A 13,841-nucleotide genomic window follows, 5' to 3' on the forward strand; every position below is an offset into this window, starting at 1 on the left:
GAACCATGGATTGGCTAACACGCATTGAAGAATTGAGCTATCTGGGCGCTGCGGCGCTCTTTATCCTCGGTTTGAAAAAACTGGGGTCTCCGGCCACGGCCCGTCAAGGAAATCGCCTTGCCGCCTTGGGGATGTTGATTGCGATTGTGGTCACGCTCCTCGATCGCCAGATTATTAGCTATACGGGCATCCTAGCGGCCATGGGCCTCGGCAGTGTCATTGGCGCGATCGCTGCCTACAAAGTGGCAATGACGGCCATGCCCCAGATGGTGGGGTTACTCAATGGCTTAGGAGGGGCGGCCTCTGCCTTGGTGGGCATTGGTGAATTTTGCCGCATTGTGGCCGTGGGTGAACCGCTGACCCCCAGTACGCTGATCACGATTATTTTGGGGGTGCTGATTGGTGGCGTCACCCTTACTGGTAGCCTTGTTGCTTTTGGTAAACTTCAGGGATTGATTTCGGGAACCCCGATCATTTTCCCGATGCAGCAGGCGATTAACCTCGGCTTGCTGGTGGCTTTCTTGGTGGCCAGTGGCTGGGTGTGGTTGGATCCAAGTCAGATGCCGATTTTCTGGGGCTTGGTGGCGATCGCCAGCATTTTGGGGGTGCTCTTTGTTCTGCCCATTGGCGGTGCCGATATGCCGGTCGTGATTTCCCTTTTGAACTCCCTTTCGGGCTTGGCTGCCAGTGCTGCCGGTTTTATTGTGGGCAACAGTATGCTGATTATTGCTGGTGCCTTGGTGGGGGCTTCGGGGCTGATCCTGACGCAAATCATGTGCAAGGCCATGAATCGCTCCTTGGCCAATGTGCTCTTTGGGGGCTTTGGTAGCTCGACCACAGGCAGTGCTGAGGGTAGTGTTCATGCCACCGCGAAGTCAGTGCGCACCATTGACCCCGAAGAAAGTGCGATGATTCTAGGTTATGCCAAGTCGGTGGTCATTGTCCCCGGTTATGGAATGGCGGTGGCTCAAGCACAGCACAGTGTCAAAGAACTAGCGGATCAACTGGAGCGGCTGGGTGTCGATGTCAAATACGCGATCCACCCGGTGGCAGGTCGCATGCCCGGTCACATGAATGTGCTGCTTGCCGAAGCCAATGTCCCCTACCCCCAACTCAAGGACATGGAGGACATTAATCCAGAGTTTGAGCATGTGGATGTGGCACTGGTCATTGGTGCCAATGATGTCGTGAATCCAGCCGCTCGCACCAACCCCGGTAGCCCCGTCTATGGGATGCCCATTCTCGATGTGGATCGGGCACGACACACGATTGTGATCAAGCGCAGCCTCAATCCGGGCTTTGCCGGTATTGACAATGAGTTGTTCTACAAGGACAGAACTCTAATGCTGTTTGGCAATGCCAAGGAAGTGCTCAATCAACTCATTGCTGAGGTGAAACACCTCTAGGAGGGGGTGGCGGCCACGCTGCGATCAAACACCGGGGCAATTTCCTCAAGGTCAAACTGATCAAGGCGATCGAGCACCCAATGGCAGCGACGCTGGAGCATGTGGAAGGGATAGGTGTGCGCGACCCCCAAGACTTTGACACCGGCCTCGCGGGCGGATTGCACCCCCACCAAGGTGTCCTCGATCGCCAGACAATCAGCGGCTGTGAGATCGCCCCCTAGGGCTTGCAAGGCTGCAATGGCACGGAGATAGGGGTCGGGATAGGGTTTGCCGCGTTCCACACTTTCGGCACTGATAATGCAGTCCACGATGCCAGTCAAGTTTCCCCGCTCAAGAGCCAAGTCCACATCGGATTGCAGGGCACCGGTGACAATGGCAATTTTCAACTGCGCAGCATGGAGTTTCTCCAGCAGGGCGATCGCCCCCGCAAAGAAGGGAAAAGGCTCCATATTGGCCAAGCGTGCGCGGTAGGCGACTGCCTTTTGTGCCACCAGTTTATCCAGATAGGCGGGGGTCACTGCCCGGCCGCGGCGGCTGAGGAGATTATCCAAACAGGCGCGATCGCTGCGGCCTAGGCAAAATAGGTCGTACTCGCCCCGCTGGGGTCGCAGATTTTCTTGCAGCAGAATCTCCTCAATGAGGGCAGCATGGATCGCCTCATCGTCGAGGATGACACCATTGAAATCAAACAAAACTGCCTTCAGGGGCATACCTAGCGTGCTAACTCTGGGAATAACTGCTGAATCCGTGCTTGGAGTTGCTCCGCCTCGCTGCAGTGCGCCATCTCTACTGGGGGTCGCATGAGGGATTCTCCGACTAAAATGGCCTGGGCACCGGCTTGTGTCACCCGCTCAACATCGGCACGCTGATGAATGCCCGATTCACTGACCACAAGGATGTGGCGATCGCGCAGTTGCGCCCCATAGGTGGCCAAAAGCTGTTCAGTGGTGGCTAGATCAACACTAAAGTCCGTCAAGTTGCGATTGTTGATGCCCACCAACTGTACGTCCTCCAGCTCAAGTACCCGTTCCATCTCCTCGGCGGTGTGCACCTCCACTAATGCGGTTAGCCCCAAGCCATGGGCAATGCGCAGGAAATAACGCAGATCGCGATCCGAGAGAATGGCAGCGATTAAGAGAACCGCATCAGCGCCCCGCAACCGCGCCAAGAACATTTGGTAGGGGTAAATGATAAAGTCCTTGCACAGCAGTGGCACGTCCACCACTTGGCGAATTTGGGCGAGGTACTCAAAACTGCCTTGGAAAAACTCCCTGTCCGTCAGGACGGAAAGGCAAGTCGCGCCAGCGGCAACATAGGCTTGGGCGATCGCCACCGGATTAAAGTTGGGGCGAATAATGCCCTTACTGGGAGAGGCCTTCTTGACCTCAGCAATCAGTGCTGGCTGGGTGACGGGTTTTTGCAGTGCCCCTAAAAAGGAGCGCACCGGGGGTGCATCGAGTACCTGACGTTGCAAGTCCGGCAGGGGGAGCACTTCCCGCAGTTGCTCTACCTCCTGTTCCTTGTGCCACACGATTTTCTCAAGGATATTGCGGGGAGCCTCATCGGCCACCGGTACTTGGTAGTGGAGGTTGCGAACGGTTACAGCAGGATTAGGGGGACGCCGGCGAATTTGCATGATGAGTGTCGTATGGAGTTGCAACAGTTGAACACTAAGATAAATCACATTGGTTGTACTAAACCATTCTCCTTTAGTCCTTATTCACAATATTCACAATCTGAGTTCAGATGGCCATTGGCGTTTGGGTTTTAGGCGATCAACTGTGGCAAGGGCAATCAGCCCTGCAAAGCTGTCCAACCCCTGTGCCCGTCATCCTCATTGAGTCCCGCCAATGGGTGAAACAACGCCGCTACCATGCTCAAAAACTCGTGCTGGTCTGGTCGGCCATGCGGCATTTTGCCCAAGAACTGGAAGCAGGCGGTTGGCCGGTGACCTATGCGATCGCCCCCAACTTTGCTACCCCACTGCGACAGTGGATTGCAGCCCACCATATCCACGAACTGCGGATCATGCAACCCAGCGATCGCCCCTTTCGGGATCTGATCGCTACCCTCGATCTCCCCTGTACCATTAAGTTCTTGCCCAACAATCACTTTCTCTGGTCAGAAGCAGAATTTCAGGACTGGGCGAAAGGTCGCAAAACGCTGGTCTTGGAGTATTTCTACCGCGCCGGTCGCCAACGGTTTCAAATTCTCATGGACGGCAAATCCCCCGTGGGTGGCAAGTGGAACTACGATGCCGAAAATCGCCAACCGCCGCCTACTCGCCTCAAACCGCCACCACCGCTGCGCTTTTCTCCCGATCAGATCAGCCAAGAAGTCATTGAGACAGTGCGCCAAGGGAACTTTGACACCTACGGCCACATCGAACCCTTTGACTGGGGAGTCACCCGCGCCCAAGCGCTGCAGGTCTTGGAAAACTTTATTGAATACCGCTTGCCCCAGTTTGGCCCCTACCAAGATGCCATGGTGGCAGGAGAAGAGAGCCTGTGGCACAGTTTGCTGTCCCCCTATTTGAACCTAGGGCTATTGCACCCCCAAGAAGTGATCGATGCTGTCTTAGTCGCCTATAGGGAACGGCCGCTGCCCCTCAACAGTGTGGAGGGCTTTATTCGCCAAATTCTCGGCTGGCGCGAGTATATGTATGGTCTCTATCACTACCTTGGTGCTGACTACTGCCAGCATAATTTCTTTCAGCACACTCAATCCTTACCGACGTTCCTTTGGCAGAGCGATCGCACCTCGATGAATTGTCTGCGCCATGTTCTGCAGCAAATTGAGCGCACAGGCTATGCCCACCACATTCAACGGCTGATGATCCTCGCCAACTTTGCCCTGATTACTGGCTTGTCTCCCCAACAAGTGGAAAACTGGTTCCACAGTGTCTTTATTGATGCCTACGATTGGGTGATGCAAACCAATGTTTTGGGAATGGGCTTATTTGCCGATGGCGGGCTGTTGGCCTCCAAGCCCTATGCGGCGTCTGCTAACTACATTCAACGCATGAGTAATTATTGCCAAGGGTGCGCCTACGATCCCAAGCAACGGGTGGGCGATCGCGCCTGTCCCTTTAACTTTTTTTATTGGCACTTTCTAGCCCGACACCGCAAAATCTTGAGTCGCCAAGGACGCATGAGCGTGATTCTGAAAAATCTCGATAAATTTAGTCCCGCAGAAACAGCCGCAATTCAACAGCAGGTAGAACAGTGGTATGCCGAAAATTCATAAAATTCATCGATTAAGAAAATAAAAACTGTATCCCAGATTACTAGGATTTCTTAAATCTTAAAAGCTGGTAACTCTATACATTCCTTGGAAATTTCAAACCTTTTAGACCCTAGTGCGAATAAAACTTAACCAAAAGATAACCAAAAAATAAATTCCTCCTACTCTCAAGTCGAGATAATTTAACTGAGGTAAAGCAAAAGTACAGTTTTCACCCTAAAAAATTCAATACTCATTCCGGGGGACAATCAAATGAATGAGACAGTCAATATCCAACTGTCCGCAGCCGCTACGTTGGCTGACTTACCCTATTTTTCCTATCAGGTTTCCCCTGAAACCATCTCTGAAGAAGTGGCTGACGAATTTCAACGTTACCCTGAGCTACCGGGGGTCCTAGTGGTGGCAGGCAATCGCGTCATCGGCATGATCTCCAAGGTCAAGTTTTTTGAGCGCATGAGTAAGCAGTTTGGTCGCGATCTCTACTTGCCGCGCCCGATTAAATTGCTGCCAGAAATTGCCGCCCCCCAAGTACCGCCCCTTGTCTTGATGGCACGCACTCCCGTCGAAGAAGCCGTGGAACAGGCCTTGAGTCGCCCCCCCGCCTTTGTCTACGAACCCGTGGTCGTGCGTAAGGGCAAGCAACTGGTGTTGGTGGATATGCGGGTGATCCTGATTGCCCAAGCGCAAGTGCTGAGCAAGAAAAATCTCTTCATTCAGCAGCAGCACCTCCACACCCAGCAACTCCTTGAGAAGTTAAAGGTGGAAAAAGAGCGGAACCAAGACTATGCCAAGCGCCTTGAAAGCGAGCTAACCCGCACCCAACAAATGAACGAAGCCCTAGAGCAGCAGGAGCGCTCTGTGCGTGAGCAAGCGGAGCGGATTGCCCAACTCAATCAACGGTTCGTCTCCATTAGCCAAGTTCTTTCCCAGCGGGGGCGCAAAGCCTTTCAGCAAACATTCACCGGGGTTAACCAAATTAGCCGTCACACAGCGGAGGTTTATCGCCTCAGCGAACGGCTGAAACAGGACGTGGAAATTATCGACCAAGCCACCCATCAAATTGCTGAGATTACCCGTCAGGTGAAACACCTTGCGGTGCAGGCGGGGCTGATTGCCAGTCGCAGTGGCCAGCAGATGGCTGGTTTCGATTTTATCAGTGAGGCAATTAACAAATTGGCCAACCAAGTGGTCTTTGCCAACCAACAAGTAGAGGAAATGGCCAATCATTTTCGCCATCACATTCGCGAGGTTGTAGAGTCCACCGCCTCTGGGGAAAAAATCGCGCGATCGCTCCTCAGTCAAGTGGAAGATACGCAGCAAGCCATCCAAGAACTGCAAGCGCTCCTGAATGCTGAGGAAGTCTCTACGGACTATGAGGAGATGCCGACAGCTGCGGTTGCTTAGGGCAGTGGATTTCGGCGATCGCCACAGGGTATTTTGGAGCTAGAACACCCTATAATTTCTAGGATTGAGGATGCCCCAACCCACTGTTATTCTCCATGGCGGCGCCGGCAGCTCGCTCCAAGACAAAGGCGGTCTCATTCCCGTCCGCCAATCCCTGCATACCATTGTCAGCCAAGTGGTTCAGGCCCTAAAAGAAGGGGCAACGGCGATTGAGGCAGTGGTTTTGGGGTGTCGGCTCCTAGAGGATGAACCGCGCTTTAATGCAGGCACGGGGTCTGTGCTGCAATCGGACGGTCAAATTCGCATGAGTGCCTCGCTCATGGATGGGCAGCGGCAGAGCCTCAGCGGTGTCATTAATGTCTCACGGGTGAAAAATCCCATTGATCTTGCCCACTGGCTGCAACAGTGCCCTGACCGTATTCTGTCCGATGTGGGAGCAGCAGAACTGGCTCGTGAGCTAGGGATTCCTGTGTATCAACCCCTCACGGATCAGCGACTCTACGAGTGGCTCGAGGAACGCAAAGGCAATTTCCAAAAATCGATGGCCGGAGTCGTGGCCGAGGAGGCAAGGCGGGGCACGATTGGTGTTGTGGTTTTAGATCAGCAGGGACACTTGGCCGTGGGGACTTCCACTGGCGGCAAGGGCTTTGAGCGCATTGGGCGGGTGAGTGACTCCGCAACCCCAGCCGGCAACTATGCCAACAGCTTAGCAGCAGTCAGTTGTACTGGCATTGGTGAGGATATTCTTGATGAGGCGCTGGCCACGCGGATTGTGGTGCGGGTAACCGATGGCTTGTCCCTAGAGGCGGCCTTTGAAAAATCCTTCCGCGAAGCCGCTAGTCGGCAACGCGATTTTGGCGCCATTGGCCTCGACCATCGGGGGGCGATCGCCTGGGGCAAAACCTGTGATGTCCTGCTGGCGGCCTACTGGGATGGAACGACCATTGGCGATACCTTGGAATTACCACCGGGGCTACAGGTGGGCAGTCAAAAATAATTTATCCTTGGTGTCAAGTTTTTTTATTGCTCACTACATCGGATTGGGTGCATCTGTTGGGTCAAACGCCTATAATCTTAAGTGTTTTTACATTTGGCCGATGTCCCTTGAGGGAACCCTATGACCAATACGACCTCGCCTGCCATTCTCAATCCGATTGCTCGTCCTGAAGTTCCCCAAGAACTTGCTGAAAATATTATTTTGACTTCCCTCAATGATGTCTATGACTGGGCGCGGCTATCGAGCCTTTGGCCACTCATGTATGGCACTGCCTGCTGCTTCATTGAGTTTGCGGCCATGATTGGCTCGCGCTTCGATTTCGATCGCTTTGGCTTGGTGCCCCGCAATAGCCCCCGTCAGGCGGATTTGATCATCACCTCTGGCACTATCACGATGAAAATGGCACCCGCCTTGGTTCGCCTCTACGATCAAATGCCCAATCCCAAGTACGTGATTGCCATGGGTGCCTGCACGATCACAGGGGGAATGTTTAGCTCTGATTCTTATTCCGCCGTGCGTGGTGTGGACAAGCTGATTCCCGTGGATGTTTATTTGCCCGGCTGTCCGCCCCGTCCAGAGGCGATCATGGATGCGATCGTCAAGCTGCGTAAGAAAATTGCCAACGAGCATATCAACGAGCGTGGCAACCTTGCTCAAACCCATCGCCTCTTTACCGCCAAGCACAAGATGAAGCCGGTGCCCCCTATTTTGACAGGGCAATATCTCAATGCTCCCAGTCGCCAAGCTCCGCCCCCAGCCCTTGCGCAAGCCATGGGAATGGCCGTTCCTGCTCTTGGGGAACCCGTGAGCGAAACCCGCACCGTTGCAGAGTAGTTTGGTCATCGTTGGTAAGAGGTAGGAATCATGGCAGTTTCAACGGAACTTTTGGTACTGGGTGTCTATAGCGCCTTGGCAGGGCTATATCTGCTGGTGGTGCCGGCGATCGTCTATGCCTATTTGAATGCTCGCTGGTATGTGGCTGGCTCCTTTGAACGGGCATTTATGTACTTTCTGGTGACGTTCTTCTTTCCGGGATTACTCCTGCTGGCTCCCTTTATTAACTTTCGTCCCCAACCGCGCTCCCTCAATTCCTAGGTGCTATGCGCCGCATTGATGTTCTAGGGATTGGCATTGGTGTTTTCTTTACGGGCGGCTTGGTTTATCTCCTGTTGCGCATTGCGGGGATTGAGCCGCTCCAAGCAGGGATTTGGAGTCAAGCCATTTTTGTCTTGGTGGTTCTGGGTTGGCTCTCGACATATTTCCTGCGGGTCTTTACAGGACGGATGACCTACCATCAGCAACTCAAAGACTATGAAGAGGCAGTGATGAGCGATCGCCTTGCACGGATGTCACCAGAGGAGCTAGCCGCCCTTGAAGCAGAAATTCTAGCGGAATCCAGCGAGATTGCCGATCCAGAATTGGGCGATAATTAGCTCAAGTCTCCCCGTGGCTTAAATAATGCACTTTCCCCGCTCCTGTGGTTTACTGCTTCATCCCACGTCCCTGCCTGGTGGTCATGGCATTGGTGACTTGGGTGCGGCAGCTCGTGAGTTCCTTGAATTTTTGGTTGCCAGTGATCAGCAGTACTGGCAGGTCTTGCCCCTAGGGCCAACAGGCTTTGGCAATTCCCCCTATATGTGCTACTCTGCCATGGCCGGCAACCCACTGCTGATCAGCTTGGATGAACTGGTCAAGGAGGGCTGGTTAACGGAAGCAGATTTGGCAGGACTCACGCTTGAGAATAGCGATCGCGTCGATTTCGAGGCTGTCATTAGCCAAAAACTCCCCCTGCTCCGCCTTGCTGCTCAACGCTTTCAGAATCAAGCCACCCCAGAAGACTGGCAGGCCTTTCGCGACTTTCAAGCCCTTGCCCACTACTGGCTGCCCACCTATGCCCTCTTTATGGCGCTGAAGGATCACCACGAGGGACAGCCGTGGTATGAATGGCCCGCCCCTTTGCGCGATCGCGAACCCACTGCCCTTACTGCTCTGCAAGCCCTTCTCAAAGAGCGCATCTTTGAATACGAATTTCAGCAATTTCTCTTTTATCGGCAGTGGCAGGCTCTCAAGGAAGCCGCCAATCAACAGGGCATCCAGATTATCGGTGATATTCCCATCTACGTTGCCCACGACAGTGCCGATGTCTGGGCCTTTCCCCAATTTTTTGAACTCAATCCAGAAACGGGTGGGGCTGCCCTCATGGCCGGTGTGCCCCCAGATTACTTCAGTACCACAGGACAACTCTGGGGCAACCCCATTTACAACTGGCAAGCCTTGGCTGCCGATGGCTACTCTTGGTGGATTGAGCGCTTCCGTGCCCTGCTCTCCTACATGGACATTATCCGTGTGGATCACTTTCGCGGCTTTCAGGGCTACTGGCAAGTGCCCGAAGGGGAGGAAACAGCGGTCAACGGCGAGTGGCAACCGGGTCCTGGTGCTGCCTTCTTTGAAACCTTGCAAGCTGCCTTGGGACGACTGCCTATTCTCGCCGAGGATTTAGGGGATATTACCCCCGATGTCATTGCCCTACGGGATCAGTTTCAGTTTCCGGGGATGAAAATTCTCCAATTTGCCTTCGGTGGTGGTTCAGATAATCCTTTTTTGCCCTTTAATCAAGAGCGCAACTGTGTGGTGTACACCGGCACCCATGACAATGACACAACTGTCGGCTGGTACCGCAACCTAAGTGACTGGGAACGGCAGCGCCTCATTGACTATTTGGGCTATACCCCCAGCGAACCCCACTGGGCTTTGATTCGCATGGCCCTAGGAACCGTTGCCAACCAAGCCATTCTTCCCGTTCAAGATTTGCTCGGCCTCGATAGTCATGCCCGCATGAATTTCCCCGGTACTGGCGAAGGCAACTGGGCGTGGCGGCTAACTGCGGGCCAACTCACCCTTGAACTTGCCGCTCATTTGAAGCACTTGGTGCACCTCTTTGGCCGTCAAGCGCCACCGAGACCCCAGCCTGTTGAAACTGAGGTAGAATCCTTTGAAACTGAGGAGTAGCCCTAGGCTCGCCGCCGGCCGTCGGGCATAATTGTGCCCCGCAAATCCACTTCACTGAGGTTGGCACCACTCATATCCGCAGCGGTCAGGTTCACCCGCGTCAAATCCGCCCGCGACAGGTTAGAGCCGGAAAGGTTGGCATCCCCTAAATCTGCCCCACTCAAGTTAACACCGCTGAGATCGACGGTTCCCAGTAAGCTACCGCTAAACGTTGCCCGGCTGAGGGTGGCTCCACTGAGGGTGGCGCGGCTGAGATTCGCTTCTGAGAGGGTAGCACGACTCAGGTTGGCTCCCACCAAGCGGGCACGGCTGAGATTCGCTTCTACCAAGTCAGCACGGCTAAAGTTGGCTTCCGTTAACTCCACGTCGCGGAGATTGGCACCACTGAGATTGGCACCCCGCAGCTTCACGCCATTAAAGACGAGGCCACTGAGGTTGGCACTGCGTAGATCCGTTTGACTCAAATCCGCATTGTCCAGCAATGCCCCCTGCAAGTTTGCCCCTTGGAGATTCGCCCCCCGCAGATTGGTGCCCACCAGTTTGGCATGGCTGAGGTTGGCGCCCCGTAAATTCGCCCCACTGAGATCCGCACGACTAAGGTTGGTATGACTCAGATTCGCGCCACTGAGATTGGCACCACTCAAGTTAACCTCAGAGAGTTCTAGGGACGAGAGGTCTGCCTTTGCCAGTTCAGCTCCCACCAGATTGGCCTTGGCAAGGTTGGCTTCACTGAGCTTGACTTCTGTGAGATCAACGCGGCTGAGATTGGCTCCCGTGAGATTCGCCGCCGTTAAATTAGCACCACTCAGGTTCGCACCGCTGAGGTTCGCGCCACTGAGATTGGCATTGCTGACATCCGCCTGAATTAAATCCACACGGGTTAGGTTCGCCTGCTTTAGATCCGTGCCATGCAAATTCGCGCCCTGTAAATTTGCCCCCGAAAGGTTAACGCCGTCGAGTGTCAGTCCCCGTAGATCCGCATTCGCCAAATCCACACGGGAGAGATTGGCTCCCTGAAGCACCGTTCCCCGTAGTGTGGTTTCACTAAGTTCAGCGCGGCTGAGATTGGCTCGCGTCAGGTTTGCCCAACTGAGATCACTGCGGCTAAGGTTTGCGCCAGCGAGGTTGGCATCCACCAATTCTGCCTTGATGAGCATGGCATTAACAATTTCTGCGCCACACAGCACCGCACCACTGAGATTGGCTCCGCTCAGGTTGACCCACTCCATGTCGGCACGGGAGAGAATAATCCCCCGTAAATCAGCGTTGATAAACTCGCCATTTGTCAAACTGGCACGATTAAAGTCCCGTTCACCGCTGGCATAGCGTTTTAAGAACTCTTGGGGATTCATCAAAAAAAACGGGTCTGGAACCCCGCCCTTGAGAACGGCTCTACACTCTAAGCCTAGCTTAATTCGCTAAAACCACACTACGCTCGTGAGAGGATGATAATTAAGGACTTGCGCTCGATGCTCTCATGGATACCATCCCTATTCTTGATCTCAAAACCCAATATCAATCCCTGCAAGCAGACATCGATCGCGCAGTTGCCCGCGTACTGGCATCCGGTCAGTTTATTCTAGGACCAGAGGTACAAGCCTTTGAGGAAGAGGTAGCCGCCTATTTAGGGGTGCGCCATGCGGTAGCAGTTAATTCAGGGACAGATGCACTGGTGATTTCCCTGCGCAGTTTGGGAATAGGTGCTGGGGATGAGGTGATTACCACCCCCTTTTCGTTTTTTGCGACGGCAGAGGCGATTAGTTTGGTGGGTGCCCGCCCGGTCTTTGTGGATGTGGAACTGGACTCTTTTAACCTTGATCCCAGTAAAGTTGCCGCAGCGATTACCCCCCGCACCAAGGCGATTTTGCCCGTGCATTTATTTGGGCGACCGGCAGCCATGGGAGCAATTGTGGAACTTGCTCAGGCTCATGGGTTAGCAATTCTTGAGGATTGTGCCCAGTCCTTTGGTGCCCGCTATTGCCCACCCTGTGAAAATTGTCAATGTACAGAGGTGACTCAAAAGACTTTAGCCCATCAATTCACGGGGGCGATCGGCAGCATGGGTGCCTTTTCTTTTTTCCCAACCAAGAACTTGGGTGCCTATGGTGATGGGGGGCTGATTACCACCAATGATGATGATTTAGCCGAGCGATCGCGCATGCTGCGGGTTCACGGCTCCCGTCAACGCTACCACCACGAAATGATTGGCTACAATTCTCGCTTGGACAGCCTACAGGCGGCAATTCTGCGGGTGAAGCTACCCCATATCGATCGCTGGAATCAAGAGCGACGGCGAGTCGCCCAAACCTATAACCAAGCCTTGGCGGGTCTTGAGACGGTGGTCACCCCAACAGTATCTCCGGGACATGTATTTCATCAATATACGATTCGGGTACTCAATGGCCAGCGGGACGCCCTTGCGGCTTACCTGAAGGCGGCTGGCATTAGTTCAATGATTTACTACCCGATTCCCCAAGATCACTGTCCAATGTATAAGGGGCAATCTCCACCCAATCCTGTGAGCGATCGCCTTGCTCGCGAGGTACTGAGCTTACCCATTTGGCCTGAGTTGAGCGATGCCACCATTGAGCATATTGCCGCAACCATTCGCCAGTTTTTTCAGAACCCTTAGGTACATCGCCTAACGATTTGTCCTCATTTAACACAACCTTAAGATCTCACTCGCTAAGCTAGCAACAGCCCTTTTCTCAAACCTGTAATGTTGCTAGGGCAGGAGTGCAATGCCATGAAGGTTGCCGTTTTCAGTGCCAAATCCTACGATCGCCAGTTTTTGAATGCCGCCAATGCAGCGCAGGGGCACCCCCATCTCCTGACCTATTACGATGTGCTGCTGCGCCCTCAAACAGCCTCCTTGGCCGAGGGGCACAATGCCGTCTGTGGGTTTGTCAACGATGATTTGGGAGTGGAGACCCTAAAACGGCTGGCAGAGTTGGGAGTGCGTCTGGTGACACTGCGCTGTACGGGCTTCAACAATGTGGATTTGGCAACGGCGGCCAGCTTGGGCATCACAGTTACCCGCGTGAGTACTTATTCCCCCTATTCAGTGGCGGAGCATACGGTGGGGCTGATCCTGATGTTGAACCGCAAACTCCACCGTGCCTACAACCGTGTGCGCGATGACAATTTTTCCTTGGAGGGGCTGATGGGCTTTGACCTCCATGGTTGTACGGTCGGAATTATTGGCACGGGTAAAATTGGCCGTATTGTTGCTCAGATTATGGCTGGTTTTGGCTGCCACCTCTACGGCTATGATCCCTACCCTAGTGAAGCCTTTAGGGAGATTGGTACCTACACAACCCTAGAGACGCTGCTGGCGGCATCCGATATTGTGACGCTCCATTGCCCCTTGGTGCCCGAAAATGAACATCTGATCAATGCCACCACGATCGCCCAAATGAAGCGAGGGGTGATGTTAATCAATACCAGTCGCGGCAAACTGGTGGACACCAAAGCAGTGATTGAGGGCATTAAAAGCGGCCAAATCGGCTATCTGGGCATTGATGTCTATGAAGAGGAAGACTCCCTCTTTTTCCAAGATCTTTCGGACACGATTATCCAAGACGACACCTTTCAACTCCTGCAATCCTTCCCCAATGTGGTGATTACTGCTCACCAAGCCTTCTTTACCCGCAATGCCCTCACGGATATTGCCCGTACGACAATTGAAAATCTGACCTGTTTTGAGCAAGGCCTGCCCCTAGCAAACGAAGTGGAACAGATGTAAGGCTCGGCGAAACGGTTATCCCCATAACGTTTCCGGC

At 53.8% G+C, this 13,841-nt stretch carries 13 protein-coding genes; 10 read left to right on the forward strand and 3 right to left on the reverse strand.

The annotated features are described in order from the left end of the window. Positions 1-5: 5 nt before the first annotated feature. On the forward strand, positions 6-1,406 hold the full coding sequence (locus tag M0646_RS12025) for an NAD(P)(+) transhydrogenase (Re/Si-specific) subunit beta (RefSeq protein WP_286649688.1): 1,401 nt from the start codon (positions 6-8) through the stop codon (positions 1,404-1,406). Here the strand turns inward: M0646_RS12025 and M0646_RS12030 are convergent. Beyond that, a complete protein-coding gene (locus tag M0646_RS12030) occupies positions 1,403-2,116 on the reverse strand; it encodes an HAD family phosphatase (protein ID WP_286649689.1) in 714 nt (237 codons plus the stop codon). The two genes, M0646_RS12025 and M0646_RS12030, sit on opposite strands and share 4 nt — an antisense overlap. Before the next feature lie 2 nt (positions 2,117-2,118). Beyond that, positions 2,119-3,042: an indole-3-glycerol phosphate synthase TrpC gene (gene trpC, locus M0646_RS12035; protein WP_286650002.1), complete on the reverse strand. Its 924-nt coding sequence runs from the start codon at positions 3,040-3,042 to the stop codon at positions 2,119-2,121. Between the two features lie 110 nt (positions 3,043-3,152). Here trpC and M0646_RS12040 point away from each other — a divergent pair, with 110 nt between their 5' ends. The 7 genes from M0646_RS12040 to malQ all read left to right on the forward strand — a co-directional run bounded on the left by M0646_RS12040 (position 3,153) and on the right by malQ (position 10,059). Next, positions 3,153-4,652 carry a cryptochrome/photolyase family protein gene (locus tag M0646_RS12040; RefSeq protein WP_286649690.1) on the forward strand — a complete coding sequence of 500 codons (1,500 nt, stop codon included), beginning with the start codon at positions 3,153-3,155 and terminating at the stop codon, positions 4,650-4,652. A 249-nt stretch (positions 4,653-4,901) separates the two neighbouring features. Further along, a complete protein-coding gene (locus M0646_RS12045) occupies positions 4,902-6,053 on the forward strand; it encodes a methyl-accepting chemotaxis protein (RefSeq protein ID WP_286649691.1) in 1,152 nt (383 codons plus the stop codon). A gap of 70 nt (positions 6,054-6,123) precedes the next feature. Then, positions 6,124-7,050 (forward strand): isoaspartyl peptidase/L-asparaginase, encoded by a 927-nt coding sequence (locus M0646_RS12050; protein ID WP_286625868.1) that lies wholly within the window; start codon positions 6,124-6,126, stop codon positions 7,048-7,050. 120 nt (positions 7,051-7,170) lie between these two features. Next, on the forward strand, positions 7,171-7,884 hold the full coding sequence (ndhK, locus tag M0646_RS12055) for a photosynthetic/respiratory NAD(P)H-quinone oxidoreductase subunit K (protein WP_149821177.1): 714 nt from the start codon (positions 7,171-7,173) through the stop codon (positions 7,882-7,884). Positions 7,885-7,914: 30 nt separating this feature from the next. After that, the gene (ndhL, locus tag M0646_RS12060; RefSeq protein WP_149821179.1) at positions 7,915-8,145 is read left to right on the forward strand and encodes a photosynthetic/respiratory NAD(P)H-quinone oxidoreductase subunit L; all 231 of its coding nucleotides are present in this window, start codon (positions 7,915-7,917) and stop codon (positions 8,143-8,145) included. 5 nt (positions 8,146-8,150) lie between these two features. After that, positions 8,151-8,483, forward strand: coding sequence for a DUF3007 family protein (locus M0646_RS12065; RefSeq protein ID WP_149821181.1), 333 nt, complete (start codon positions 8,151-8,153; stop codon positions 8,481-8,483). Positions 8,484-8,508: 25 nt separating this feature from the next. Then, positions 8,509-10,059 (forward strand): 4-alpha-glucanotransferase, encoded by a 1,551-nt coding sequence (gene malQ, locus M0646_RS12070; protein WP_286625871.1) that lies wholly within the window; start codon positions 8,509-8,511, stop codon positions 10,057-10,059. Between the two features lie 2 nt (positions 10,060-10,061). On the opposite strand, the gene M0646_RS12075 is transcribed toward malQ, so the two are convergent. Then, positions 10,062-11,411 carry a pentapeptide repeat-containing protein gene (locus M0646_RS12075; protein WP_286625873.1) on the reverse strand — a complete coding sequence of 450 codons (1,350 nt, stop codon included), beginning with the start codon at positions 11,409-11,411 and terminating at the stop codon, positions 10,062-10,064. Positions 11,412-11,536: 125 nt separating this feature from the next. Between M0646_RS12075 and M0646_RS12080 the strand changes: the two genes are divergently transcribed. After that, positions 11,537-12,691, forward strand: a complete 1,155-nt coding sequence (locus M0646_RS12080) for a DegT/DnrJ/EryC1/StrS aminotransferase family protein (RefSeq protein ID WP_286625875.1) — start codon at positions 11,537-11,539, stop codon at positions 12,689-12,691. A gap of 114 nt (positions 12,692-12,805) precedes the next feature. Beyond that, the gene (locus M0646_RS12085; protein WP_149821189.1) at positions 12,806-13,804 is read left to right on the forward strand and encodes a 2-hydroxyacid dehydrogenase; all 999 of its coding nucleotides are present in this window, start codon (positions 12,806-12,808) and stop codon (positions 13,802-13,804) included. The last annotated feature ends 37 nt before the right edge of the window (positions 13,805-13,841 follow it).

Source organism: Thermosynechococcus sp. B3 (assembly GCF_030323045.1).
Taxonomy (GTDB): Bacteria; Cyanobacteriota; Cyanobacteriia; order Thermosynechococcales; family Thermosynechococcaceae; genus Thermosynechococcus.